Here is a 25,189-nt window from a genome sequence, read left to right as displayed (position 1 = left end):
TAACCACTATTTCGACATATAAACTACCGGGTAATCCTTAAAACGCGACCGCCACTCTTCAATGGTATTAGGTAGCTTTTCCGCGTAAGCTTTGTTATTAGTGAAATAGTATACTTTTTCGCCGTTCAATACTGCCGCCCAAATGGTGTTTTCCTTATCTATCATTATAATATTTTCCATAAAGGTATATAAACCTCGTACCCCGGAGGCAAATACAGTGGCGTGCAAATCAGGGTCAAGGTCCTTGTCGCGGGTACGGTCTTCGGTTAACTGTGTGCTCTCGACAAAATGATCATAGCTGGTATCAACCAGTTTGCGGAAGATGGCATCCTGTTGCTCGTTTAATATCTTAATGCTAACCAGCGTTTCTTTTTTTCCTTCTTTGGGCAAGTATTTTAAGTTTACAAAACGACCACCAAAACCAACGCCTATGCCACCAAAGCCTATGCCCTCGCCAAATTTTTCTTCAGCCTGGATAACAGAATCGCCTTGTAACTTCATAATAAATGAGGCGCCTTTTATATCTTTGTCAACATAGATAGCCGTGTTGCCATTAATAAATGCTTTGCCTTCAATCTGACCGGTGTGCCCGCCACTCTGAGCATCGGCGCTGAATACAAGAGAATCACCCTCAATGCTTTTTATTTCAATACCTGCGCCTTCCTGAAACTCGCGCCTTTCCCAATTACCAACCCACAGGGAATGATCGGTTGATGATGATATGTTGTTGGCTTTAACAATGGCATGTTTGATTATTTTATTTTGCGCTTGTGGACCCGTGCAACCTGAAATTATGGTGCAGTATACCAATAGTGATACAGATAATAAGGTGTGGATATTCATATGGCTAATTAAAGGTTAGGTTCAACTTTCCCTCAGGCGTTCATCGGTATAATGTATTTCGGTTTTGCCGTGCGGGACAGGTGTGCCGTTCTCATCAACACTTACAAACACAATTTTATCAACCGTAAGTATCACCCGCTGGGTTATTTTATTGCGCACCTGGCAGGTGAGCGTTAATGATGTGCGCCCAAAATGTGTAGCCTTAATCCCCAATTCAATAATATCGCCCTGTTTGGCCGAACTAATAAAGTTGATCTCGGAAATATATTTGGTTACGCAGCCATTAGTGCCCAGCTGTATGATAGCGTAAATAGCGGCCTCCTCATCAATCCAGCTAAGCAAACTGCCGCCAAATAAGGTGCCATGTGCGTTTAAGTCTTCGGGCTTAACCCATTTGCGTGTATAGAAGTTCATAAGATATAGTGCCTGAAAGATAAGAAAAAGGAATGCTGCGTGTATAGATCAGGATGAATATATTATAAATACTGAACCGGGTTCGGCACTACGTAAGGGATCTTAGCGATAGGAATTGCAGTGGAAATCCCGCAACAAAGCATAGCGTAGCGAGGAATTGCAACGGAAAGCCCGGACCGCAGGCATCGACCTAAATCAGAATGTTCGGAATGACAAACCCATCGAAATCGCTCACCTCCCTCATCTGGTACCCTGATATTTTCTAAATATAATCTCCCTGCCTCCCCCAAAACTATCGCTGCAAAAAACTTTGAAAAATAACTGGTTAACTATTTGACAGTTAATTTAAAATTTCTATCTTTGCCGTCCCTTTCGGGGGGATAATATGTCTTGAACGAGGCCCTACTGCTTCGATGGACACTAACAACATAAAGAAAATGTCAGGATTAATTGGTAAAAAAGTAGGTATGACCAGCATATTCGACGAGACAGGGAAGAACATTCCTTGTACAGTGATCGAAGCTGGCCCTTGCGTGGTAACCCACGTTAAGTCTGTAGAAACAGACGGATATGCAGCTGTTCAGCTAGCATATGGTGAAGCAAAGGACAAACACACTTCCGCACCTTTAAAAGGCCATTTCCAGAAAGCCGGTGTTACCCCAAAACGTAAACTGGTTGAATTCAAATCATTCGAAGAAGAAAAATCATTAGGCGACACTGTTGCTGTTGATATCTTCGAGGTAGGCGATTTCGTGGATATTGCAGGTACTTCAAAAGGTAAAGGTTTCCAGGGTGTGGTAAAACGTCACGGTTTTGGTGGTGTGGGTATGCAAACTCACGGTCAGCACAACCGTTTACGTGCGCCAGGTTCTTTGGGTGCATCATCATGGCCTTCACGCGTATTTAAAGGTATGCGTATGGCTGGTCAAACAGGTAATGTGCGTGTTAAGGTTCAAAACCTTGAAGTGGTGAAGGTATTCGCTGAGCAAAACCTGTTAGTAGTTAAAGGTTCCGTACCGGGAGCTAAAGGTTCATACGTAATAGTGGATAAATAAGATGGAAGTTAAAGTATTAAATGTTTCAGGTAAAGAAACAGGTGCCAAGGTGCAGCTTCCTGAATCGATCTTTGCGATTGAGCCTAATGATCATGCTATCTATCTGGATGTTAAGCAATATTTAGCTAACCAACGCCAGGGTACGCATAAATCAAAACAACGTAATGAAATTGCAGGTTCAACCCGCAAATTATATAAACAAAAAGGTACAGGCGGTGCCCGTGCCGGTAGCGTAAAATCTCCATTGTTTAATGGTGGTGGCCGTGTATTCGGTCCGCAGCCGCGCGATTACAGCTTTAAACTGAACAAAAAGTTAAAATCACTGGCTCGTAAGTCAGCTTTAACTTACAAAGCTCAGGACAACAACATTTTAGTATTGGAAGATTTTAGCTTTGATACCATCAAAACTAAAAGCTACATTAAAATGGAGGCTGATCTGAACGTTACTAATGATAAAACATTATTAGTAATAGCCGGTGCCGAAAATAACAATGTGTATTTATCAAGCAGGAACCTGAAAAAAACGAAAGTAATTTCGGTTGAGCAGTTAAACACTTATGATGTGTTGAACGCCGGCAAATTACTGTTAACCACAGGTGCTGTTAAAACTTTGGAGGAAGCATTCGCTAAGTAATTATGCAAGTATTAACAAAACCCTTACTTACCGAAAAAGTAGCTCAGTTAACTGAGAAACTTAATCGCTTTGTTTTCAAGGTTGATCACAGAGCTAACAAAATACAAATTAAAGCCGCGGTAGAGGAAATGTATGGTGTAACAGTAGTTGCCGTAAATACAATGAAATACGCAGGCAAATTAAAAAGCCGTTCAACTAAAGCTGGTGTAGTAACCGGCCGTATAGCTACTTACAAAAAAGCAGTTATTACATTGAAAGACGGTGAGACAATTGATTTTTATAACAATTTATAAAAAGGGAGATGGCAGTTAAAAGATTTAAACCGGTTACCCCGGGTACCCGCTTCAGGGTAGGTGCCGATTACTCTGACGTTACCACCAACGTTCCTGAAAAAACGTTAGTAGTAGCTATCAAGAAATCAGGCGGACGTAACAACTCCGGTAAAATGACCATGCGCTATTTGGGCGGTGGCCATAAAAAATCGTATCGTTTGATCGATTTTAAACGTAACAAATTTGACATCCCTGCAAAGGTTGCTACAATTGAGTATGATCCAAACCGCTCGGCACGTATTGCTTTATTAGTATTTGCTGACGGCGAGAAAAGATACATGATCGCTCCTACAGGTTTAACAGTTGGCCAAACCGTAGTGTCGGGCGAGAACGTTGCACCAGAGGTTGGTAACACTTTACCATTAAAAAGCATACCACTGGGTTCATTAATTCATGCAATTGAATTGAACCCTGGCCAGGGCGCGGTTATTGCCCGCTCGGCAGGTACTTACGCGCAGCTTGCTGCCCGCGATGGTAAATATGCAGTTATCAAATTGCCTTCAGGCGAAACCCGTATGATACTGGCTACTTGTTTAGCAACTATTGGTACCGTTTCAAACGCCGAGAAAGCGAACGAAGTGTTAGGTAAAGCCGGCCGCAAGCGCTGGTTGGGCCGCCGCCCACGTGTACGTGGTGTAGCAATGAACCCGGTAGATCACCCTATGGGTGGTGGCGAGGGCCGTGCTTCAGGTGGTCACCCACGTTCACGCAAAGGTTTATTAGCTAAAGGCTTCAAAACCCGCGATAAAAAGAAATCATCTGATCGTTACATCATTGAAAGAAGGAAGAAATAATGGCTCGTTCAATTAAAAAAGGACCTTATATTGATCATAACCTGGATAAGAAAGTACTTACCCTGAATGAATCAAATAAAAAATCGGTTGTAAAAACATGGTCACGCCGTTCCATGATCTCTCCTGATTTCGTGGGTCATACATTTGCAGTGCACAACGGCAACAAGTTTATCCCTGTGTACGTAACAGAAAACATGGTAGGACACAAGTTAGGTGAATTTGCACCAACCCGTACCTTCCGTGGTCACGCAGAAAAGAAAAAATAACAGGCAATGGAAGCAAATACAAAAATTAAAAAGTCTGTAGCTATCAGACAACGCAAAGAAGCGGCGAAAGCCCAGGAAGGCGGCGCTTCTGTTGCTAAGTTACAGAACTGCCCAACCTCTCCGCGCAAAATGCGTTTGGTTGTGGATCTTATCCGTGGCGAAAACGTAGAGAAAGCTTTATACATTTTAAAGTTCACTAATAAAGAAGCCGCTATCCGTGTAGAAAAATTGTTGTTATCGGCAATTAAAAACTGGGAAGCAAAAAACGAAGGCAAACGTGTTGAGGACAGCGCTTTATATGTAAGCGAAGTATCAGTAGGCGGTGGCCGTCAGCTGAAAAGGTTACGCCCTGCACCGCAAGGAAGGGGATACCGTATCCGCAAGCGCTCAAACCACGTAACCCTTATTGTGGATAGTAAAAACGTTAACAATTAATTTGAAATGGGACAAAAAGCACATCCAATAGGTAATAGGTTAGGCATCATCAGAGGATGGGATTCTAACTGGTTCGGTGGCAACAACTACTCCGACAAATTAGTTGAAGACGAAAAGATCCGCAAGTACATCTCGGCCCGTATTTCAAAAGGCGGTGTATCTAAAGTGGTTATCGAACGTACTTTAAAACGCATTACAATTACAATACATACTGCCCGTCCGGGTATCGTTATCGGTAAAGGCGGCCAGGAAGTTGATAAGATCAAAGAAGAATTAAAGAAACTGACTAAAAAGGACGTTCAAATTAACATCTTCGAGATTAAACGCCCCGAGCTTGATGCACAATTAGTTGCTGAAAGCATAGCGAAACAACTGGAAGCACGTATCTCTTTCCGTCGTGCCATGAAAACTACCATCGCATCAACCATGAGAATGGGCGCCGAAGGTATCAAGGTAATGACTTCAGGCCGCTTAGGTGGTGCCGAAATGGCCCGTACCGAGCAGTACAAAGAGGGACGTATCCCATTGCACACGTTCCGTGCCGATATCGACTACGCTTTAGGTGAAGCCTTAACTACTTATGGTAAAATAGGTGTTAAAGTGTGGATTTGCAAAGGCGAGGTTTACGGTAAACGCGACTTGTCGCCTAACATTGGCCAAACCAGCAGCGCAAGCGGCAAAGGCGGACGCCCTGAAGGTGCAGCAGCATTTGGCGACCGTGGTGGCCGTGGCGGTAATGACCGTGGTGGCGATCGTCGCCAGGGTGGCGACCGCAGAGGCGGCCCAGGTGGCAACCGTGGCCCAGGCCAGGGTGGTAACCGTGGCGGACAAGGCGGTGGTAACCGTGGTGGCCAGGGTGGCAGAAGATAATTAACAGAATCAAAGTCGAGATAGACATCGTTTAGAATATAAAAGCTTAAAAAAATGCTACAGCCAAAAAGAACGAAGTTCAGAAAGATGCAAAAAGGCAAGATGAAGGGCAACGCCAGTCGTGGTGCTGAACTATCTTTCGGTTCTTTCGGTATAAAATCACTCGAGCCGGCCTGGATCACCAGCCGTCAGATCGAGGCTGCGCGTATCGCTGTAACACGTTTCATGAAACGTGAGGGACAAGTTTGGATCAGGATATTCCCTGACAAACCGGTAACTAAAAAACCAGCCGAGGTACGTATGGGTAAAGGTAAAGGTGCTCCGGAATATTGGGTAGCGGTAGTACGCCCCGGAAGGATCATTTTTGAGGCAGAAGGTGTGCCATTGGATATTGCCAAAGAAGCACTTCGCCTGGCCGCGCAAAAATTGCCGGTACAAACAAGGTTCGTAGTTCGTAAGGATTACGCCGAAGCATAAAAAACGTGGTAGCTACAGGTGGTAAACAGTTTAATGAATACCTGTAGTGTAATATAAACAATTGTAAGTTGATGAGTTGTGGGTTTACTGTTTACAAAACCAACAACCCACAACTTGCGGCATACAACAAGTTAACAAATGAAGAACTCAGAAATTGCAGAGCTATCAACTGAAGAGTTGGCAGCAAGAATTGGCGAGGAAACGAAAAATCTGAATAAACTGAAATTCGCGCACGCGGTTTCGGCTATTGAGAACCCTACCCGTATCACTAAAGTACGCAAGGACATCGCCCGTTTAAACACAGAATTAACCAAACGCAAAGCCGCACCAGCGCCCGAGGCGAAATAATTTATCAGGAAATGGAAAGAAATTTAAGAAAAACACGTACCGGCCTGGTAGTTAGCAACAAGATGGAAAAATCTATCGTTGTAGCGGTTGAACGTAAAGTAAAACACCCGATCTACGGTAAGTTTGTGAAAAAAACTACCAAATTTATGGCTCATGATGAAGACAATACCTGTGGTATTGGCGATACCGTATTAATTATGGAAACCCGCCCATTGAGCAAAAGCAAAAATTGGAGATTGGTTCAAATTTTAGAGAGGGCTAAATAAGATGGTACAACAGGAATCAAGGCTGAATGTAGCCGATAACAGTGGCGCTAAAGAAGTGCTGGTGATCCGTGTGTTGGGTGGTACCGGTAAAAGGTATGCATCAATAGGCGATAAAATTGTAGTTACCGTAAAAAGCGCATTGCCATCAGGCAACGTTAAAAAAGGTACAGTATCTAAAGCAGTAGTAGTTAGGACTAAAAAAGAAATCCGTCGTAAAGATGGTTCTTATATTCGTTTTGACGATAACGCAGCCGTTTTGTTGAACAACCAGGACGAGCCAAGAGGTACCCGTATTTTTGGCCCGGTAGCAAGGGAATTGCGTGAAAAACAGTTCATGAAAATTGTATCATTAGCACCGGAGGTATTATAATATGGAAAAGAAAATAAACAAACCTGCCAAATTAAAGATCAAAAAAGGTGATCTGGTTAAGGTAATTGCCGGCGACTCTAAAGGTACACAAGGCAAAATAGTTGAAATTATTATTGCTAAAAACAGGGCTATTGTTGAAGGTGCCAACATGGTATCAAAACATACCAAACCTAACGCTGCCAACCCTAACGGTGGCATTGTTAAGCAGGAAGCCGCTATTCATATCTCAAACCTGGCTTTGGTTGATCCAAAAACAGGTGCAACAACCCGCGTTGGCCGTAAAAAGAACGATGCAGGTAAATTAGTAAGGGTAGCAAAAAAATCAGGGGAGGAAATTAAGTAATGACTTACGTACCAAGATTAAAAACTAAGTATTCGGACGAGATCCGCACCGCGCTGAAAGATAAATTTCAGTACAAAAGTGTAATGCAGGTTCCGAAACTGGAGAAAATTGCCATCAACCAGGGTGTTGGTGCTGCTACTACTGATAAAAAACTGATTGACGTAGCTATTAGCGAGTTAAGTACCATTACCGGTCAGCAAGCTGTTGCTTCAAAATCTAAAAAAGATATCTCGAACTTTAAGTTACGTAAAAATATGCCGGTTGGTGTACGCGTTACTTTACGTGATAATACAATGTATGAATTCTTAGATCGTCTGATCTCTGTTGCCCTGCCACGTATCCGTGACTTTAAAGGCATCAACGATAAAGGTTTCGACGGCCGCGGTAACTATACATTAGGTGTTACCGAGCAAATTATCTTCCCGGAAATTAACATTGACAAGATCAATAAAATTATGGGTATGGATATTACCTTTGTAACCTCGGCAAAAAATGATGTTGAAGCATTAGAGTTGCTGAAACAATTTGGTTTACCATTTAAAAATCAAAATAACAATGGCTAAAGAAGGCGTAAAAGCACGTGAAGTTAAACGCGCTAAATTAGTTGCTAAGTATGCTGAAAAAAGAGCAGCACTTAAAGCAGCCGGTGATTATGAAGGTTTAGACAAATTGCCTAAAGCAGCATCACCAGTAAAATTACACAACCGTTGCAAGCTTACTGGCCGCCCGCGTGGTTACATGCGCCAGTTCGGTATCTCGAGGGTAACTTTCCGCGAGATGGCGCTGGCTGGTAAAATACCGGGAGTTAAAAAAGCAAGCTGGTAATAAGCTGAAGGCTAAAAGCCAAAAGCTTTAAGCCTGAAAGAGATAGAGCGCAAGCTTATAGGAAAAAGCGAAAAGCAGGAAAGAGAAAGCATTATGCTTTTAGCTTTCTGCTTTTAGCTTTTTTTTCTACCTTTGCGGCTCGATTTTAAAAAAGAATACAAACCGATAGAAGGTCGCCCCGGATGTTACGGGAAGGAAACCACTATCATAAACAATAAAAATGAATACAGATCCAATCGCAGATTATCTTACACGAGTAAGGAATGCTATTAAGGCCAACCATAGGGTTGTTGAAATTCCTGCATCAAATCTGAAGAAGGAAATCACGAAAGTGCTTTTCGACAAAGGTTACATTGCCAATTTTAAATTTGAGGATAATGGTCCTCAGGGCATCATCAAAGTTGCTTTGAAATACCACCCGATAACTAAAATCCCGGCTATTCGCAACATATCGCGTATCAGTAAACCAGGTTTGAGGAAATACGCAGGCACCGCAACTATGCCACGTGTATTAAATGGTTTAGGTATCGCTATCGTCTCTACATCAAAAGGCGTAATGTCTGACAAAGAAGCACGTCAGCAAAACGTAGGTGGCGAAGTTTTGTGCTATGTTTATTAATAGTTTAAGGAGGAATTAATCAATGTCAAGAGTAGGAAAAGCACCTATAGCATTACCGGCAGGCGTTACTGTAACCGTATCAGGTGATAACCTGGTAACCGTTAAAGGCCCTAAAGGTGAATTGCAGCAGGCTGTGGATAGTGATATCACTATTGCACAGGAAGATGGCCAATTGTTAGTACAACGCCCGTCTGAACAAAAACGTCATAAAGCGCTGCATGGTTTATACCGCGCGTTATTAAATAACATGGTAATTGGTGTAACCACAGGTTACAAAGTGGAGCAGGAATTAGTGGGTGTAGGTTACCGTGCCACCAATACCGGCAATACATTAGATTTAGTGTTGGGTTATTCTCACCATTATGTATTCGAATTGCCAAAAGAAATTAAAGTTTCAACAACTGCTGAGAAGGGTAAAAACCCAACCATCATCCTGGAATCAATCGACAAACAACTGATCGGTCAGGTAGCGGCAAAAATACGCTCGTTACGTAAACCAGAGCCTTACAAAGGTAAAGGTATCAAGTTTGTTGGCGAGGTGTTAAGAAGAAAAGCAGGTAAATCAGCATCTAAAAAATAATCGTCATGGCAGCTAAACTATCAAGAAGAGACAGAATAAAAAAAGGCATCCGGAAACGTGTTTCTGGTTCGGCCGAGCGCCCGCGCTTATCAGTGTACAGGAGCAATAAAGGTATTTATGCCCAGATCATTGACGATGTAACCGGTAAAACGTTAGTTTCAACATCATCTTTATCAAAAGATTTTGCTGAAAAAGGCAACAAGTCAGATCAATCAGTTGCCGTTGGCAAAATGGTTGCTCAAAAAGCTATTGCAGCAGGTATCACCTCTGTAGTGTTTGACCGTAATGGTTACTTATATCATGGCCGTGTTAAATCATTGGCTGAAGGTGCACGTGAAGGTGGTTTAATTTTTTAAACGGAACAGAAGATGTCAACAATTAACGTAAAAAGAGTAAAAACAAGCGAGATCGAATTAAAAGACCGCTTGGTAAGCATACAACGTGTTGCCAAAGTAACCAAAGGCGGCCGTACTTTCAGCTTCAGTGCCATTGTGGTAGTGGGCGATGAGAATGGTGTTGTTGGTTACGGTTTAGGTAAAGCAAAAGAAGTAACCGAGGCTATTGCCAAAGGTGTTGATGATGCTAAAAAGAACCTGGTAAAAGTGCCAATTATTAATGGTACTGTACCGCACGAGCAATATGGCAAGTTTTCAGGTGGTTTTGTATTTATTAAACCGGCTGCAAACGGTACTGGTGTAATTGCCGGTGGTGCAATGCGTGCCGTGTTAGAATCGGCCGGCGTACACAACGTATTAGCTAAATCAAAAGGATCATCAAACCCGCACAACGTGGTTAAAGCAACTGTATCGGCGTTATCGCAAATGCGCGATGCTTATACTGTAGCACAGCAACGCGGTATTAATTTAGGTAAAGTATTTAACGGATAATCAGTCATGGCAAAAATCAAAATAACTCAGATTAAAAGCGTGATCGATAGAAGTGAGCGCCAGAAAAAAACCATCGAAGCTTTAGGTTTAAAGAAAATTAACCAAAGTGTTGAGGTTGAAGCTACACCTGCTATTATTGGTATGGTGCGTAAAGTAAATCATTTGGTAGCAGTAGAAAATATTTAATATTATGAACTTAAGTAATTTAAAACCTGCAGAAGGTTCTACTAAAAATAGAAAAAGAATTGGCCGTGGTACAGGTTCTGGCCGTGGCGGTACATCAACCCGTGGCCACAAAGGCGCAGGGTCGCGCTCTGGTACCAGCACCAAGGTAGGTTTTGAAGGTGGCCAAATGCCATTACAACGCCGTGTGCCTAAGGTTGGTTTCAAAAATCCTAACCGCGTTGAGTATGTAAGCTTAAACCTGGATGCACTGCAAATTTTGGCAGACACCTATAAGCTTACTGCAATTGATTTTGATGTAATGAAAGAACATGGTTTAGCATCTAAAAACGACCTGGTAAAAGTATTAGGCCGTGGCGAACTAAAAGCTAAATTAGAAGTTAAAGCACATGCGTTTTCTGCTACTGCACAAAAAGCTATTGAAGCAGCCGGCGGTTCAATCGTTAAAATGTAAATTTCGATGAAGAAATTTTTCACAACATTATCCAATATCTGGAAAATTGAGGATTTAAGAGTGCGTATTATTAACACACTCTTATTTCTTTTAATATACCGTGTAGGTTCATACGTTGTTTTACCTGGTGTAGACGCGAATGTGCTAAATGCTCAGCAAGGTAAAGAAGGCCTGCTTGGTTTATTAAATATGTTTGCCGGTGGGTCATTCTCGCGGGCATCTATTTTTGCATTAGGGGTAATGCCATACATTTCTGCATCCATTGTGATGCAGTTATTGGGTATTGCTGTTCCTTATTTTACTAAAATGCAAAAAGAGGGTGAAAGCGGCAGGAATAAAATTAACCAGTGGACACGCTACATGACCATTTTTATTACCGCGGCGCAGGCTGTTGGTTATGTGCGCTCGCAAATACCGGCTAACGGGCACCTGATGACAGATCCATACTTTACCGTGTTAACTACTTTAACCTTAACCGCAGGTACTTTATTTGTAATGTGGCTGGGCGAGAAAATTACCGATAAAGGTATTGGCAACGGTATCTCATTAATTATTATGGTGGGTATCATCGCATCGTTACCCGGTGCTATTGGCAGCGAGTTTAATGATAAAGTTATTGGTACCGGCGGCGGCCCGATCTTCTTTATTGTTGAGTTGGTTGCGCTGATGGCGGTAGTAATGTTCACTATCCTTATTGTACAGGGTACCCGCAAGGTTGCTGTGCAATATGCTAAACGCATAGTAGGTAACAAGCAATATGGTGGTGTACGTCAGTACATCCCGTTAAAAGTTACTGCGGCTGGTGTAATGCCTATCATTTTCGCGCAAGCGTTAATGTTTATCCCGGCAACTATCGGGTCGTTTTTCCCTAAGATAGCATCAAGCAGTATTGTTATAGCTTTATCAAACTATACTACATGGCAACATAACCTGGTGTTTGCGATATTGATCATCCTGTTCACTTTCTTTTATACAGCTATTACGGTTAACCCAACCCAAATGGCTGATGATATGAAGAAAAACAATGGCTTTATCCCGGGTGTTAAACCTGGCCAGGCTACATCAAGCTTCCTGGATGGTGTAATTTCTAAGATCACTTTGCCGGGCTCTATTTTCCTGGCTATTGTGGCTATCATCCCGGCATTTGCAAATATGGCGCATATTAACAGTCAGTTTGCACGCTTTTTTGGTGGTACATCACTGATTATATTGGTGGGCGTTGTTTTAGATACCCTGCAGCAAATAGAAAGTCATTTATTAATGCGTCATTATGATGGGTTAATGAAAACCGGAAGGATTAAAGGCCGCAGCGCAGTACCAACTGCAGCAGGCACAACCCCACCGGTTATCTAAAAAAATAAAAATAACTATGCCAAAGATCCATTATAAGTCTGTCGAAGAGATAGAACTGATAAGAGAAAGTTCTTTGCTGGTTTCAAAAACACTGGGCGAAATTGCTAAGGTGGTTGCGCCCGGTGTTAAAACAATTGAACTGAATAAGCTGGCAGAAACCTATATCCGTGATAACGGTGGGGTGCCTGCCTTTTTAAACTATAGCGGTTTCCCTTACTCTTTATGCATCTCTTTGAATGACCAGGTAGTACATGGCTTTCCGGGAAATTACGCGTTGAAAGAAGGCGACTTGCTATCGGTTGATTGCGGCGTTATCCTGAATAAGTACTACGGCGATTCAGCTTATACCTTTGCCGTTGGCGAGGTAAGCGAGGTGGCGCAGAAACTGATGAAGGTTACCAAAGAATGCCTTGAACGCGGTGTAGAGAAAGCCATAGTGGGCCAGCGCATTGGCGATATTGGCTACGCAGTGCAGGAACACGCTGAAAGCAACGGGTTTGGTGTAGTGAAGGAATTGGTTGGCCATGGTGTGGGTTTACGCCTGCACGAAAAGCCTGAAGTGCCAAACTACGGTAAACGCGGCAGCGGCATTAAACTGGAAGAGGGGATGGTGATTGCCATTGAGCCTATGATAAATGCAGGCCGTGCAGGGGTGAAGTTTTGGGATGATGGCTGGACAGTATCAACCGTAGATGGAAAACCATCGGCCCATTATGAGCATACGGTGGCCGTGAAAAAAGGGAAAGTGGATATACTTTCGACATTTTCATATATAGACGAAGTTTTAAAAGAAAAATAATAAAAATTAAATTATTTTATTTAATTTTGCGTCCCGCTTTGGGAGGCGGATAATAAAGTAATAATCAATAATATATGGCTAAACAGTCCTCAATTGAGCAAGACGGAACAATTAGAGAAGCATTATCAAATGCTATGTTTAGAGTTGAATTGGAGAACGGGCACGAAATTATAGCACATATATCAGGCAAAATGCGGATGCACTACATCAAAATTTTACCTGGTGATAAGGTGAAACTGGAAATGAGCCCGTACGATTTAACAAAAGGCAGGATAACCTACAGATATAAATAATATATAAAAGAGAGATGAAAGTTAGAGCATCCATTAAAAAACGCAGCGCTGATTGCAAGATCATTCGCCGTAACGGGAAACTTTACGTGATAAACAAAAAGAATCCAAAGTTTAAACAGCGTCAAGGGTAATTAAAAAAGATATTGTAATAATTCGTACAACGGTAGCCGCCGTTCGGTTATTACGTAACAACACAAATTAGAAATATGGCAAGGATAGCAGGTATTGATTTACCAAAGAATAAAAGAGGCGAGATAGGGCTTACCTACATTTACGGTATAGGCCACACTACAGCTCAGAATATTTTAACTGAAGCTGGTATTGACTTCAACACTAAAGTACAGGACTGGACTGACGAGCAGTTAACAGCCATCCGTACCATTATTAACGATAAAATTAAGGTTGAAGGCGCCCTGCGTTCTGAAGTACAACTGAACATTAAACGTTTAATGGATATTGGTTGCTACCGCGGTACCCGTCATCGTAAAGGCTTGCCATTACGTGGCCAGCGCACCAAAAACAACTCACGTACCCGTAAAGGTAAACGTAAGACAGTTGCCAACAAAAAGAAAGCTACTAAATAGTGATTAGTGATTTGTGAGTAGAGATTCGTTCTTTACTCATTTTTCATTAGGAATATATATCAAATTAAAATGTGTTTTGGGTCTTGGTTTTAACAACCTAATAATCCATAACAAAAAGTAAAAACATAAAATGGCTAAAGCTAAAAAAGTAACCAAAAAGCGTATCGTAGTGGTTGAACCTGTAGGTCAGGCACACATTAACGCTACATTCAACAACATTATCATTACCTTAACCAACAACAGCGGCCAGGCTATATCATGGTCTTCAGCTGGTAAAATGGGTTTCAAAGGTTCTAAAAAGAACACCCCTTATGCAGCCGGTCAGGCAGCTTCGGATTGCGGTAAAGCAGCATACGATTTAGGGTTACGTAAAGTTGAAGTATTTGTAAAAGGCCCGGGTTCAGGTCGCGAGTCAGCTATCCGTACTTTGCAGACTACCGGTATCGAGGTTACTACAATTAAGGACATTACACCACTGCCGCACAACGGCTGTCGTCCTGCAAAAAGAAGAAGAGTTTAATTAACTAATTTTTAAAGCTAAGATTCAGCGGCTGCGGGCCGTATGATACTTTAAAAGAACATACAATGGCAAGATACACAGGACCAAAATCAAAAATTGCGCGTAAGTTTCGCGAGCCGATCTTCGGCCCGGACAAGGCGTTAGAAAGAAAAAACTACCCACCGGGTATGCACGGCCCCTCAAAAAGGCGTGGTAAAGAGTCAGAGTACTCTGTACAGTTAAAAGAGAAACAAAAAGTTAAATACACTTACGGTGTATTGGAACGTTATTTCGAAAACCTGTTTCACCGTGCTTCTGCTAAAGAAGGCATTACCGGCGAGAACCTGTTAAAATTCCTGGAAGCCCGTTTAGATAACGTGGTTTACCGTTTAGGAATTGCCCCAACCCGTTCTGGTGCACGCCAGCTGGTTGGCCACAAACACATTACTGTTAACGGCGAAGTTGTGAATATTGCTTCGTACACTGTTAAACCAGGCGATGTGGTTGCCGTACGCGAAAAATCAAAAACGTTAGAGGCAATTACCGCATCAGTAGCGGGCCGCAGGATTAGTAAATATACATGGCTTGAATGGGATGCCAACGCCTTAACCGGTAAGTTGTTAAACTATCCAAACCGTGATGAGATACCGGAAAACATCAAGGAAAACCTGATCGTCGAGTTATACTCTAAATAATAATACGATACTTTTCTGGAAAATGGTTGGCAAAATTCTGTCAATCATTTTCCAGTTTAATCAAATCAATAAACAAACAATTAACAAGGATATAAATGGCAATATTAGCATTTCAAAAACCAGACAAGGTTATCATGCAGAAGTCGACCGACTTTGAGGGTACGTTTGAATTTCGTCCGTTAGAACCAGGCTTCGGTGTAACTATTGGTAATGCTTTACGTCGTATCTTACTTTCATCGCTTGAAGGTTATGCGATCACTTCTGTTCGTTTTTCAGGTGTTACGCATGAGTTCTCAACCATTAAAGGTGTTGTTGAAGACGTTACCGAGATCATCCTGAACCTGAAACAAGTTCGTTTGAAGAAAACAGGCGAATCTGGCGACAGCGAAAAAGTATTTGTGATCATCAACGGTCAGGATACCTTTAAAGCTGGCGACATCACCAAATTCTCAAACAACTTTACTGTTTTAAATCCCGACCTGGTGATCTGCAACATGGATACATCGGTTACACTGGAAATTGAACTTACGGTTAATAAAGGCCGCGGTTACATTGCCAGCGAGGAAAATAAAAACCCTGATGCGGCTGTAGGCGTTATCGCTATCGATTCTATCTACACCCCAATCAAAAACGTAAAATATACCATCGAAAACTATCGTGTGGAGCAAAAAACCGACTATGAGAAATTAGTTCTGGATATTGCTACCGATGGTTCTATTCACCCTGAAGATGCGCTGAAAGAAGCAGCTAAGATCCTTATCCAGCACTTTATGCTGTTTAGCGATGAGAATATGATGCTGGAAGCGCAGGCTAAGGAAGAAACTAAAGAAGTTGATGAGGAAATTCTGCACATGCGCAAAATCCTGAAAACTGAATTGGTTGACCTTGACCTTTCTGTACGTGCACTGAACTGCTTAAAAGCAGCTGATATCCGCAGCCTGGCTGACCTGGTATCATACGACGTTGCCGACATGCTGAAATTCAGGAACTTTGGTAAAAAATCATTGACTGAAATTCAGGACCTGGTTAAATCAAAAGGCTTATCTTTTGGTATGAACCTATCTAAATTCAAGTTAGACGAAGAATAATACTGATTAGAGGTTAGACATTAGTTGATTAGCTAATATCTAACCTCTTTTTATTTATAAAGTATTGATTGGAGAGGACACAGTGACTAATCTCTGATCACTAATTAACAAGTCACTAAACATCGCGTAATTCCGCGGGCTTGACTGAAAAGCCGCCCAACGGTATGCACGTGCCACAAACAACAAAACAATGAGACACGGAAAAAAAGTTAACCACTTAGGCCGTACCGACAGTCATCGTAAAGCGATGATGAGCAACATGGCTACTTCACTGATACTGCACAAGCGTATCACCACTACACTGGCAAAAGCAAAAGCACTACGTGTTTATGTTGAGCCCCTAATCACTAAATCAAAATCAGATACTACTCACTCACGTCGTACTGTATTTAGCTATCTGCAGGATAAAGATGCTGTAAGCATCCTGTTCCGCGAAGTTGCTGAAAAAGTTGCAAGCCGTCCGGGTGGTTACACCCGTATCATCAAAATGGAAAACCGTTTAGGTGATAATGCTGAAATGGCAATGATTGAATTAGTAGATTACAATACTGTTTACACTAAAGGCGATGCTGCCGTTGCTAAGAAATCAACCCGTCGTCGTGGTGGTTCAGGCAAAGGCAAAACTACTGAAGCTGCTCCGGCTGCCGAAGTTAAAGCTGAACCTGTAGCAGCCGTTGTTGAAGAGCCTAAAGCAGCAGCACCAGTTGCTGAAGCAGCAGCACCGGTAGTAGCTGAAGAAGCTGCACCAGCTGCAGAAGAAGCTCCGGAAGCACCAGCTGCCAACGAAGAAAACGCAGAAAAAGGCGAGTAATTTATTCCGCTTTTAAAGCACAAAAAACGCCCCGCTCGGTTCGAGTGGGGCGTTTTTTTGTTTGGAGTATCGTTTTATTTTAACTCATCATAAGCTGCGCCTAAACTGGCTTTAATGCCATTTCCCTGCCAATCGGTTACACCCGGTATAGCAGTTGCTGTTAATACTTCATCTTTTGTTTTGCCGGCTTTTATTTGTGCACTCACAAAATCAACCAGGCGGTCCATATAGTTTTGCATAGCTTTAATATCATCCATGCTGCCCGTCACCTTTTCGGGATCGAAAGCATGGCCAAAGACAAACAGCGTATCTTTATTAAACTGCTTTTGCGCTTTCTGTAAAGTAACCGACCAATTTTTGATGGAAGCGCCATGCGCCGGATCAACCACCGGATAGCGGCGGTTAAACACCAGATCGCCGGTATGCACAATATTAGCATTTTCAAAATGGATCATCGCGTCGCCATTGGTATGGCCGGGGCCCCAATAATAAGCGTGGATATGCTCGTCGCCAACTTTCATTTTCCATTGGTCGGTAAAGGTGGTATCAGGGTATAACTGTTTCGCTTCAGAATTGCCTTTAATGGCTACATCTTTTTGGTTAGCCAGCGAATTGGCATGCGCAGCTACATTTTTCACCAGGCCTTTAAAAGCAATGTTACCAGATGTATGGTCGCCATGATGATGGGTATTGATAAGCCATTGGAAAGGTTTGTCGGATTGTTTTTGCAGTTCGGCAATTACATGTGGCGATGTATCGGGAAATTCGGCATCTACTACTACAATACCATCTTTGTTTGATAGCCAGGCAATAGTCCCGCCCCGCTCGGTAAAGATGCCCATGTTGCTGCGCAGGGGTTTAAACTGGTAAGTTTGTTGTGCCAACAGGTTTGCAAAACTGCTTTTATTGAACAATGCCAGCGCTCCGGCTGATAATAAACTGGTGTTGATGAATTGACGGCGATGCATGTTAGTTGATTTAGTGTTTTGAAATGGTTTCATAAATATAACGACAAAACACTTTATACCGTTGCTACCGATTGGCTATTCCACAGGAATGTTACTAATTGTTTACCCGTTTAAAGAATATTGTTTATGATTAGATAGGTGATTCCATAACACCAAACGTTCCCATGGAACGTTGCTATCTTTTTGATATTTACGCTACCTACCAAACATCCCTATGGGATGAATAAATATCGTTCCGCAGAAACGATGGGTGGAGAGATATTTATTCTACCTACCAAAACGATCCTATGGGATGAATAAATGCCGTTCCGTAGGAACGATGGGTAGGTAGGGTATTATGCAAATTATTTACGACGTTCCATCGGAACGTTTGGTGATATTATTTACTGACGGTTATCCCCCTTACTAATATAACCGCTGCGTCTTCCTTTTCCCGGGCGGCAGTGCCTTCCACTTTTTGTAAGAGTCGTTAATGTAGGCTGCCAGCGAAGGGCCATTGTTATTCATTATATAAGCATAGGTTGGGCGGTACAGTGTCATGAAATCTTCCAGCTCCTGGCCACGCAGGGGCACAATGCTGCTTACATAAACCCGGTTAAATACCGAATCGATATGCCGCTCTTGTTCCTCGCGTTCAAAGTAGCGTTTTAACCGCCGTGCGTTCCGGCCTTCTCTACTAAACCAGGTACTTGGCGACATGGGGTAAACCTTACTTTTACGGTAAACGTCGGCATACTCAACCCGCGGGTTAAATGTAGTACGGGTAGCCGAAATATTTACTTCGCGTAATGCTATTCCCTGTACAACCATTTCAACCCGTTTATATTTCATATCAGTTACATATAAGGTGTCTGATACATATCCCGGCGATGAAAATATCAAGGTATGCCCGGGTTCGGTGCTAATGTCAAAATTCCCTTTCTTATCGCTCAATGCAACCGACTTACTATTCATATCGCGTATAAAAACATTTGATATCCGCTGGTTCTTCCCCAATTCAACAACCGAGCCTTTTAATATCTGTGCATGCAGGGGCCTGATGGCAAAAAATAGGATAATAAACACAAAGTATTTCGTTTTCATGGCAGCAAGTTACATACTACAACCTGCTTAATTGACTATTGGTTTTATATTTAACACATTTGCACTACATTTAACAATTGCCCTACATAGCGATGCCCCAGGTTGACATAGAACAAATTACGCAGGAGCTTACCTGGCAGCTGCGACGCGACATACTTTACCCCAGCGAGTATAAACATAACATGGCCATGCCTGAAGATGACCACGGCACGCATTTCGGCGCTTTTGTTGAGGGCAAACTGACAGGCGTTGTTTCTTTATTTAATACAGGCGCCGATTTCCAGTTCCGCAAGTTTGCTATAGATACGCCCATGCAGGGCAAGGGTGTTGGGGCTATGCTTTTACAATATATTACTGATTACGCTATTGAAAACGGAGGCAAGCGCCTGTGGTGCAATGCCCGCGATACTGCTACCGATTTTTATACTAAAGCCGGGTTTGCAGAAACCGGAGAAACATTCAGCAAAAATGGATTAAACTATGTGATTATGGAAAAGGCCATTTGATTTGCCAATTTGATGGTAAAGAGAATTAATAGGTTTAATAGCGGGGAGATAAATCTTTTTTCATGACATTGTGTAAAAAGCACACACTGTACCGTATTAATTATTGCATTATCAACCGCTTTGTTATATTTGCGCACTGCGGTAGTTAAAGCAGAACACTTATGTCTAAAAAAAACACTGAGGATAATAAGGATAAAAAACAGCATGTCCCGGTTGTCACCGATGCCTCTTTAGCCTTCTTTGAAAAATATATCAATAACCCATCGCCAACCGGCTTTGAATACATGGGGCAGCAACTATGGCTGGATTATATTAAACCCTATATCGACGAATATTACACCGATAATTACGGTACGGCCGTAGGCGTAATTAATCCAACAGCCGAATACAAGGTAGTAATTGAAGCCCACGCCGATGAGATATCGTGGTTTGTAAACTACATTACTAACGATGGTTTGATCTACGTTATTCGTAATGGTGGTTCCGATCATCAGATCGCCCCATCAAAACGGGTGAATATCCATACCGATAAGGGCATTGTAAAAGCGGTATTCGGCTGGCCTGCTATCCACACCCGTTTAGGTGGCGAAAAGGAAGAAGCCCCATCGTTAAAAAACATTTTTCTTGATTGCGGCTGCACCACTAAAGACGAGGTTGAAGCATTGGGCATCCATGTAGGTTGCGTAATTACCTACGAAGACGAGTTTATGGTGCTGAACAACCGTTACTACGTTGGCCGCGCGCTGGATAACCGTGCCGGCGGCTTTATGATTGCCGAGGTTGCCCGCTTGCTGAAAGAAAACAAAAAGAAGCTGCCGTTCGGGTTGTATATCGTAAACGCCGTACAGGAAGAAATTGGCCTGCGTGGTGCAGAGATGATAGCCCACCGCATAAAACCTAACGTTGCCATTGTGACCGATGTTACACATGACACCGGTACGCCGATGATCAATAAAATAACCCAGGGCGATTTGGCTTGCGGCCGCGGACCGGTGGTATCTTATGCACCGGCGGTACAAAACAACCTGAACAAATTACTGATAGCGACTGCCGAAAAGGCAAATATCCCTTTCCAGCGCCAGGCTTCTTCACGGTCTACAGGTACCGATACCGATGCGTTTGCCTATTCAAACGATGGTGTGCCATCGGCATTAATATCGCTACCGCTGCGCTATATGCATACCACGGTTGAGATGATCCATAAAGAGGACGTAGATAACGTGATCAGCCTGATTTATGAAACATTATTGAATATTGAAGCAGGGCAGGATTTCAGGTATATAAAATAATTGCCGATCTTAAAACCATTTAACAAAAATCACCTTTTACAATAGCAAATATCATCACCAATTAAAACAATGAAACCAACACTTTTAATATTGGCCGCAGGCATGGCCAGCCGCTATGGCAGCATGAAACAGGTTGACGGCTTTGGCCCTAATGGCGAAACCATTATCGACTATTCTATTTACGATGCCATTAAAGCGGGCTTCGGTAAGGTAAGCTTTATCATCCGCGAAGAGTTCCTGGATTCGTTTAAAGCCATATTTGAACCTAAGCTGAAAGGCCGTGTAGAGACCGATTATGTTTTTCAAAGCTACGACCTTAAACCTTTTGGTATTGATAAAACTATTGAGCGCGCCAAACCATGGGGAACTGCCCATGCGGTATTAGCGGCCCGCAACCAGGTACACGAGCCTTTTTGTGTGATAAACGCTGATGATTATTATGGCTATGATGCTTTTGAAAAAATGGCCAAGTTCCTGACCAGCGAAGTACGCGACGATCATTACTCGCTGGTGGGTTATCAGATCGGCAATACATTGTCTGAATATGGTTCAGTATCGCGCGGTGTTTGCGATATCGACGATAAGGGCAACATGGTTGGCGTAACCGAGCGCACAGAAGTTTATTTTAAGGACGGCGGCATTGTTTATAAAGATGCGAACGGCGAAAGCCCGCTGCCCGAAGATACCCGTGTATCTATGAACTTCTGGGGCTTTACCCCGGCCGTGTTTAAACAGAGCGAAGAAATGTTTAAGCGGTTTGTGGCGGCTAATGAAAACAACCCTAAAGCCGAATTCTTTATCCCGTTGGTGGCCGATGAACTGATAAAAACCGGCACTGCTGATTTTAAAGTTATACCAACTGCTTCTAAGTGGTTTGGCGTAACTTATAAGGAAGATAAGCCTATTGTGCAGCAAAGTATCTCAAATTTGGTAGCCAATGGCACCTACCCAAGTAATTTGTGGGCGTAAGGCCTCAACCTGCCCTCTCCAAAGGAGAGGGTTTTAAAGCATTCATGAGTACTTATTTCTGTGTCCTCTCCTTTGGAGAGGGTTGGGGTGAGGCTCCAAACAAAAATCCCGCCTTTTGAGCGGGATTTTTACATTTAACTAAACTTTAACTTAACCTATTATTATATTTTGAAGAAGAATAATTTTTTATCGTTGTCATCACGGTAAATGTGTACTATTCTTTCAGACACGGTGTTGTTAGAAGTAACCTTAACGGTGTAATCGCCATCGGCTAATTCGCTCAGGTCATACCCTTTTTTTGAAAAGGTATTTTTTCCAGCTAATTTATCCTTAAAAATAATATTACCCTGAGCATCGTTGATAGTTACAAACGAGTCGTTTACGTTTGCTTTGCGCACCATTACAGAAATACCAAAATCAGTTAAAAGGGGATTGAACGAAATTACATCTTGTTTTTCCGCGGCAGGGCCGGTTGTTTTATCGGTTGCAAATACACCTGTGCTTAATAAAGCTAATACTACTAAAAGTGCTGAAGATTTGATGAAAGTTTTCATGATTATTGAGTTTTTTTATTTGATAAATATTTTTTGTTTGATTGTTTCAATGACCAAAACAACAACTTCTTTCCCGGTTAAAAATATGTAATAGACCATCTTGCGTTATAAATCGACAAACACCCGATAACGCACTATAACAGCAAAAACAGTATGATATAGTACATTTTGGGCGGTTGATAGATAAAATAGGGGGCTTCATCTATTGGTTTGTAAGGTTGGTAGATGAATGGAAGAGTTTAATTGGTGATAGCTCTTGATTGAACGATTGTCCACTGATAACTACCGGGAGGCAGATCAGCCTGTTTCATTACCTGTTATTGCAATGTGTTGTTTTTTACAAACCAATGCTTCAAAAGCCTGTTCTTTTATTATGCAAGTCGAACTATCAGGAAACACCCAGCATATCAGTCAGAAAGAAAATCATATTATTCTAAAAACCCCGCAGGCAGAAGCCAGGGTTTGGGTTTACTCGCCAACCATTATCCGGGTAAATATCAGTAAGCATTTTAACACCACCGATCATTCATTCGCGGTCATACAATCACCTGAAGGCAATCTCAGATATGATGAATCGGCGGATGAGCTATCCATTTATACCGGCGAATTAGAACTTCGTATCACCAAAGCACCGCTACGATTTAACTTTTACACCCCCGATGGCATTTTGTTAAGTGGCGATGATGAACGCTTTGGTACTGTTTGGCAGGGAGAAAGCGTAACCAACTATCGCCGTATGTTTAAGGGCGAACGTTTTATTGGTCTGGGCGAGAAAACCGGGAACCTTGACCGGCGTGGCAGCAGTTATATAAACTGGAATACCGACGCGGTTGATTATCATGCCAAATCCGACCCTTTGTATAAAACCTTCCCGTTTTTTGTGGGCTTACATAGCGGCCTTACTTACGGCTTTTTCCTGGATAATACCCATCGTTCCTATTTCGATTTTGGCGCCAGTACCGACCATAGCATGTATTGGCTTGGCGCCGATGGCGGCGACATGAATTATTACTTCTTTGGTGCGCAGGGTGTGGCCGAAATTATAAAAGATTATACCTGGCTGACTGGCAGGATGGAAATGCCGCCCCTTTGGAGCCTGGGCTACCAGCAATGTCGCTGGAGCTATATGAGCGCCGGTGAACTGCTGGACATAGCCCGCAACTTCCGCAAATGCAACATCCCGGCCGATGTGTTGTACTGCGATATCGATTATATGGACGGCTATAAAATATTCACCTGGGATAAGAAGACTTTTCCCGATCCGAAAGGATTGATAGATGAACTAAAAGCGATGGGCTTCAGGTTAGTAACTATTGTCGACCCCGGCATTAAAATAGAGGAAGGCTACAAACAATATGATGAAGGAGTAGCAAACGACTACTTTGCTACTTATCCCAATGGCGAAAAATATATTGGCGAGGTATGGCCCGGACGCTGCCACTTCCCTAATTTTTACGATGCTAAAGTGCGCGACTGGTGGGGTAAATCGTTCAGTGCGCTGACAGAACCCGGCGTGGCAGGTTTTTGGAACGATATGAATGAACCTGCCGCCTGGGGACAGAATATTCCCAATATGGTGAAGTTTGGCGAGCATTATATGCCAGAGGTACGGAATGCTTATGGTATGCAAATGTCGCGGGGTACTTATAAGGGCACTAAACATCTTTTACAAGGCCAACGGCCCTTTGTGCTCACCCGGGCTGCTTATGCCGGTATACAGCGTTATTCGGCGGTGTGGACGGGTGATAATACGGCTAACGATGCGCATATGTTGCTGGGCTGCCGTCTGGTAAATAGTTTGGGCATAACCGGGGTAGCATTCACCGGTGTTGATATAGGGGGCTTTAGCGGCAACCCCACCCCCGAATTAATGGTACGCTGGAATTCGCTTGGTGTTTACACCCCCATGTTCCGTAACCATGCCATGATAGATACCGCTATGCGCGAGCCATGGCGCTGGGGTAAACAAAACGAGAAGATCATTAAAAAAGATATTGAGCAACGCTATAAATTGCTACCATACATTTATTCGTCCTTCTATCAATCGCACCAAACAGGGTTACCAATTAACCGCACGCTGGCTATTCAATATCCGTTTGACGAAATTGTGTACGAACATATCTATCAAAACCAGTTCATGTTTGGCGATAACATTTTGGTGGCACCGGTAGCCAGTACCGAACGTGCCATTAAAGTTTACATGCCCCCCGGCGAATGGTACCGCTTGAGCACTGATAAAAAAATTAATGGTGGCAAAGAGGTTAAAGCAGAGGCGCTGTTGACCGATCTTCCCGTGTTTGTAAAAGCGGGCGCCATTATTCCTATGCAAAGCGTAGTGCAAAATACAAACGAGACAGGTGACGGCGTTTTGCAGCTTCACATTTGGAATGGCAAGCAAGCTACATCATTCACCTATTATGAGGACGACGGTGTTAGTTATGATTACGAGCAGGGTAGTTATTATAAGCGCGAGATTAGCTTCGACCCAAGGAAGAAGCAGGTGGTTTTATCGGTTGTTGAAGGGAGATTTGAATCGAGATTTAGTAAGGTGCGTTTTGTTTGGCATGGCTTTGAGAAGATGAAGGATAAGGTGGTGGAGTTATTAAGGGATGAGATGGTTATTGCTTTTTAATTTTTGTCATTGCGAGGAGCGTAGCGACGTGGCAATCTCGTAGTATGATTTGCGTACTACGAGATTGCCAC

General features: G+C 42.7%; 38 protein-coding genes. 33 read left to right on the top strand and 5 right to left on the bottom strand.

Annotated elements, in window-relative coordinates:
* Positions 1 to 6: 6 nt before the first annotated feature.
* Together IRJ18_RS15085 and IRJ18_RS15080 are read right to left on the bottom strand one after the other, a co-directional pair.
* Positions 7 to 843 carry a hypothetical protein gene (locus IRJ18_RS15085; protein ID WP_194107147.1) on the bottom strand — a complete coding sequence of 279 codons (837 nt, stop codon included), beginning with the start codon at positions 841 to 843 and terminating at the stop codon, positions 7 to 9.
* Positions 844 to 864: 21 nt separating this feature from the next.
* On the bottom strand, positions 865 to 1,257 hold the full coding sequence (locus IRJ18_RS15080) for an acyl-CoA thioesterase (RefSeq protein WP_194107146.1): 393 nt from the start codon (positions 1,255 to 1,257) through the stop codon (positions 865 to 867).
* A gap of 437 nt (positions 1,258 to 1,694) precedes the next feature.
* Here IRJ18_RS15080 and rplC point away from each other — a divergent pair, with 437 nt between their 5' ends.
* The 29 genes from rplC (at position 1,695) to rplQ (ending at position 17,117) form a co-directional block, all read left to right on the top strand.
* Complete coding sequence (rplC, locus tag IRJ18_RS15075) at positions 1,695 to 2,312, top strand: 50S ribosomal protein L3 (protein ID WP_194107145.1); 618 nt, start codon at positions 1,695 to 1,697, stop codon at positions 2,310 to 2,312.
* A 1-nt stretch (position 2,313) separates the two neighbouring features.
* Positions 2,314 to 2,946, top strand: a complete 633-nt coding sequence (gene rplD / locus IRJ18_RS15070; protein ID WP_194107144.1) for a 50S ribosomal protein L4 — start codon at positions 2,314 to 2,316, stop codon at positions 2,944 to 2,946.
* A 2-nt stretch (positions 2,947 to 2,948) separates the two neighbouring features.
* Positions 2,949 to 3,239: a 50S ribosomal protein L23 gene (gene rplW, locus IRJ18_RS15065; RefSeq protein ID WP_194107143.1), complete on the top strand. Its 291-nt coding sequence runs from the start codon at positions 2,949 to 2,951 to the stop codon at positions 3,237 to 3,239.
* Between the two features lie 8 nt (positions 3,240 to 3,247).
* The gene (gene rplB, locus IRJ18_RS15060; RefSeq protein WP_194107142.1) at positions 3,248 to 4,072 is read left to right on the top strand and encodes a 50S ribosomal protein L2; all 825 of its coding nucleotides are present in this window, start codon (positions 3,248 to 3,250) and stop codon (positions 4,070 to 4,072) included.
* Positions 4,072 to 4,338 carry a 30S ribosomal protein S19 gene (gene rpsS, locus IRJ18_RS15055; RefSeq protein ID WP_194107141.1) on the top strand — a complete coding sequence of 89 codons (267 nt, stop codon included), beginning with the start codon at positions 4,072 to 4,074 and terminating at the stop codon, positions 4,336 to 4,338. The genes rplB and rpsS overlap by 1 nt, the downstream gene beginning before the upstream one ends.
* A gap of 6 nt (positions 4,339 to 4,344) precedes the next feature.
* The gene (gene rplV / locus IRJ18_RS15050) at positions 4,345 to 4,773 is read left to right on the top strand and encodes a 50S ribosomal protein L22 (protein WP_194107140.1); all 429 of its coding nucleotides are present in this window, start codon (positions 4,345 to 4,347) and stop codon (positions 4,771 to 4,773) included.
* Positions 4,774 to 4,779: 6 nt separating this feature from the next.
* Entirely contained in the window at positions 4,780 to 5,643 is an 864-nt protein-coding gene (gene rpsC, locus IRJ18_RS15045) for a 30S ribosomal protein S3 (protein WP_194107139.1), read from the top strand.
* Positions 5,644 to 5,697: 54 nt separating this feature from the next.
* Positions 5,698 to 6,120, top strand: coding sequence for a 50S ribosomal protein L16 (gene rplP, locus IRJ18_RS15040; RefSeq protein ID WP_194107138.1), 423 nt, complete (start codon positions 5,698 to 5,700; stop codon positions 6,118 to 6,120).
* 138 nt (positions 6,121 to 6,258) lie between these two features.
* Complete coding sequence (gene rpmC / locus IRJ18_RS15035) at positions 6,259 to 6,468, top strand: 50S ribosomal protein L29 (protein WP_194107137.1); 210 nt, start codon at positions 6,259 to 6,261, stop codon at positions 6,466 to 6,468.
* Between the two features lie 11 nt (positions 6,469 to 6,479).
* A complete protein-coding gene (gene rpsQ / locus IRJ18_RS15030; RefSeq protein ID WP_194107136.1) occupies positions 6,480 to 6,734 on the top strand; it encodes a 30S ribosomal protein S17 in 255 nt (84 codons plus the stop codon).
* Between the two features lies 1 nt (position 6,735).
* Complete coding sequence (gene rplN / locus IRJ18_RS15025; RefSeq protein WP_073405786.1) at positions 6,736 to 7,104, top strand: 50S ribosomal protein L14; 369 nt, start codon at positions 6,736 to 6,738, stop codon at positions 7,102 to 7,104.
* Position 7,105: 1 nt separating this feature from the next.
* Positions 7,106 to 7,447, top strand: coding sequence for a 50S ribosomal protein L24 (gene rplX, locus IRJ18_RS15020; RefSeq protein ID WP_194107135.1), 342 nt, complete (start codon positions 7,106 to 7,108; stop codon positions 7,445 to 7,447).
* Positions 7,447 to 8,010, top strand: a complete 564-nt coding sequence (gene rplE / locus IRJ18_RS15015; RefSeq protein WP_194107134.1) for a 50S ribosomal protein L5 — start codon at positions 7,447 to 7,449, stop codon at positions 8,008 to 8,010. The genes rplX and rplE overlap by 1 nt, the downstream gene beginning before the upstream one ends.
* Entirely contained in the window at positions 8,003 to 8,272 is a 270-nt protein-coding gene (gene rpsN / locus IRJ18_RS15010) for a 30S ribosomal protein S14 (RefSeq protein ID WP_194107133.1), read from the top strand. The genes rplE and rpsN overlap by 8 nt, the downstream gene beginning before the upstream one ends.
* A gap of 220 nt (positions 8,273 to 8,492) precedes the next feature.
* Positions 8,493 to 8,891, top strand: coding sequence for a 30S ribosomal protein S8 (rpsH, locus tag IRJ18_RS15005; RefSeq protein WP_194107132.1), 399 nt, complete (start codon positions 8,493 to 8,495; stop codon positions 8,889 to 8,891).
* Between the two features lie 22 nt (positions 8,892 to 8,913).
* Complete coding sequence (gene rplF / locus IRJ18_RS15000) at positions 8,914 to 9,471, top strand: 50S ribosomal protein L6 (RefSeq protein ID WP_194107131.1); 558 nt, start codon at positions 8,914 to 8,916, stop codon at positions 9,469 to 9,471.
* Between the two features lie 5 nt (positions 9,472 to 9,476).
* Positions 9,477 to 9,827: a 50S ribosomal protein L18 gene (rplR, locus tag IRJ18_RS14995; protein WP_194107130.1), complete on the top strand. Its 351-nt coding sequence runs from the start codon at positions 9,477 to 9,479 to the stop codon at positions 9,825 to 9,827.
* 12 nt (positions 9,828 to 9,839) lie between these two features.
* Positions 9,840 to 10,358 carry a 30S ribosomal protein S5 gene (gene rpsE / locus IRJ18_RS14990; RefSeq protein WP_194107129.1) on the top strand — a complete coding sequence of 173 codons (519 nt, stop codon included), beginning with the start codon at positions 9,840 to 9,842 and terminating at the stop codon, positions 10,356 to 10,358.
* A 6-nt stretch (positions 10,359 to 10,364) separates the two neighbouring features.
* A complete protein-coding gene (gene rpmD, locus IRJ18_RS14985) occupies positions 10,365 to 10,544 on the top strand; it encodes a 50S ribosomal protein L30 (RefSeq protein WP_173415966.1) in 180 nt (59 codons plus the stop codon).
* Between the two features lie 4 nt (positions 10,545 to 10,548).
* Entirely contained in the window at positions 10,549 to 10,995 is a 447-nt protein-coding gene (gene rplO, locus IRJ18_RS14980; RefSeq protein WP_194107128.1) for a 50S ribosomal protein L15, read from the top strand.
* A 6-nt stretch (positions 10,996 to 11,001) separates the two neighbouring features.
* Positions 11,002 to 12,348 (top strand): preprotein translocase subunit SecY, encoded by a 1,347-nt coding sequence (gene secY, locus IRJ18_RS14975; RefSeq protein ID WP_194107127.1) that lies wholly within the window; start codon positions 11,002 to 11,004, stop codon positions 12,346 to 12,348.
* Positions 12,349 to 12,364: 16 nt separating this feature from the next.
* Entirely contained in the window at positions 12,365 to 13,147 is a 783-nt protein-coding gene (gene map / locus IRJ18_RS14970) for a type I methionyl aminopeptidase (protein WP_194107126.1), read from the top strand.
* Positions 13,148 to 13,221: 74 nt separating this feature from the next.
* Positions 13,222 to 13,440 carry a translation initiation factor IF-1 gene (gene infA, locus IRJ18_RS14965; RefSeq protein WP_100342660.1) on the top strand — a complete coding sequence of 73 codons (219 nt, stop codon included), beginning with the start codon at positions 13,222 to 13,224 and terminating at the stop codon, positions 13,438 to 13,440.
* Between the two features lie 14 nt (positions 13,441 to 13,454).
* Positions 13,455 to 13,571, top strand: coding sequence for a type B 50S ribosomal protein L36 (gene ykgO / locus IRJ18_RS14960; RefSeq protein ID WP_022833269.1), 117 nt, complete (start codon positions 13,455 to 13,457; stop codon positions 13,569 to 13,571).
* Positions 13,572 to 13,646: 75 nt separating this feature from the next.
* Entirely contained in the window at positions 13,647 to 14,024 is a 378-nt protein-coding gene (gene rpsM, locus IRJ18_RS14955; protein WP_194107125.1) for a 30S ribosomal protein S13, read from the top strand.
* A gap of 130 nt (positions 14,025 to 14,154) precedes the next feature.
* Complete coding sequence (gene rpsK / locus IRJ18_RS14950) at positions 14,155 to 14,544, top strand: 30S ribosomal protein S11 (RefSeq protein WP_194107124.1); 390 nt, start codon at positions 14,155 to 14,157, stop codon at positions 14,542 to 14,544.
* A 65-nt stretch (positions 14,545 to 14,609) separates the two neighbouring features.
* Complete coding sequence (rpsD, locus tag IRJ18_RS14945) at positions 14,610 to 15,218, top strand: 30S ribosomal protein S4 (protein WP_194107123.1); 609 nt, start codon at positions 14,610 to 14,612, stop codon at positions 15,216 to 15,218.
* A gap of 95 nt (positions 15,219 to 15,313) precedes the next feature.
* Positions 15,314 to 16,306 (top strand): DNA-directed RNA polymerase subunit alpha, encoded by a 993-nt coding sequence (locus IRJ18_RS14940; protein ID WP_194107122.1) that lies wholly within the window; start codon positions 15,314 to 15,316, stop codon positions 16,304 to 16,306.
* A gap of 190 nt (positions 16,307 to 16,496) precedes the next feature.
* Positions 16,497 to 17,117, top strand: coding sequence for a 50S ribosomal protein L17 (gene rplQ / locus IRJ18_RS14935; protein WP_194107121.1), 621 nt, complete (start codon positions 16,497 to 16,499; stop codon positions 17,115 to 17,117).
* Positions 17,118 to 17,191: 74 nt separating this feature from the next.
* Here rplQ and IRJ18_RS14930 read toward each other — a convergent pair whose 3' ends face one another.
* Positions 17,192 to 18,118, bottom strand: a complete 927-nt coding sequence (locus IRJ18_RS14930) for an MBL fold metallo-hydrolase (RefSeq protein ID WP_228072879.1) — start codon at positions 18,116 to 18,118, stop codon at positions 17,192 to 17,194.
* Between the two features lie 372 nt (positions 18,119 to 18,490).
* Positions 18,491 to 19,168, bottom strand: coding sequence for a peptidase associated/transthyretin-like domain-containing protein (locus tag IRJ18_RS14925; RefSeq protein ID WP_194107120.1), 678 nt, complete (start codon positions 19,166 to 19,168; stop codon positions 18,491 to 18,493).
* Between the two features lie 92 nt (positions 19,169 to 19,260).
* Between IRJ18_RS14925 and IRJ18_RS14920 the strand changes: the two genes are divergently transcribed.
* The 3 genes from IRJ18_RS14920 (at position 19,261) to IRJ18_RS14910 (ending at position 21,932) form a co-directional block, all read left to right on the top strand.
* Complete coding sequence (locus IRJ18_RS14920; protein WP_194107119.1) at positions 19,261 to 19,674, top strand: GNAT family N-acetyltransferase; 414 nt, start codon at positions 19,261 to 19,263, stop codon at positions 19,672 to 19,674.
* Between the two features lie 161 nt (positions 19,675 to 19,835).
* A complete protein-coding gene (locus IRJ18_RS14915) occupies positions 19,836 to 20,963 on the top strand; it encodes a M42 family metallopeptidase (RefSeq protein ID WP_194107118.1) in 1,128 nt (375 codons plus the stop codon).
* 69 nt (positions 20,964 to 21,032) lie between these two features.
* Positions 21,033 to 21,932: a nucleotidyltransferase family protein gene (locus tag IRJ18_RS14910; RefSeq protein WP_194107117.1), complete on the top strand. Its 900-nt coding sequence runs from the start codon at positions 21,033 to 21,035 to the stop codon at positions 21,930 to 21,932.
* A 161-nt stretch (positions 21,933 to 22,093) separates the two neighbouring features.
* Here the strand turns inward: IRJ18_RS14910 and IRJ18_RS14905 are convergent, their stop codons facing one another.
* On the bottom strand, positions 22,094 to 22,486 hold the full coding sequence (locus tag IRJ18_RS14905) for a T9SS type A sorting domain-containing protein (RefSeq protein WP_194107116.1): 393 nt from the start codon (positions 22,484 to 22,486) through the stop codon (positions 22,094 to 22,096).
* 325 nt (positions 22,487 to 22,811) lie between these two features.
* Here IRJ18_RS14905 and IRJ18_RS14900 point away from each other — a divergent pair, with 325 nt between their 5' ends.
* Positions 22,812 to 25,118: a glycoside hydrolase family 31 protein gene (locus tag IRJ18_RS14900; RefSeq protein WP_194107115.1), complete on the top strand. Its 2,307-nt coding sequence runs from the start codon at positions 22,812 to 22,814 to the stop codon at positions 25,116 to 25,118.
* The last annotated feature ends 71 nt before the right edge of the window (positions 25,119 to 25,189 follow it).

Source organism: Mucilaginibacter boryungensis (assembly GCF_015221995.1).
GTDB classification, from domain to species: Bacteria; Bacteroidota; Bacteroidia; order Sphingobacteriales; family Sphingobacteriaceae; genus Mucilaginibacter; species Mucilaginibacter boryungensis.
Note: the sequence above shows the minus strand (reverse complement) of the source record. Positions and strands in the feature narration are given on the sequence as shown.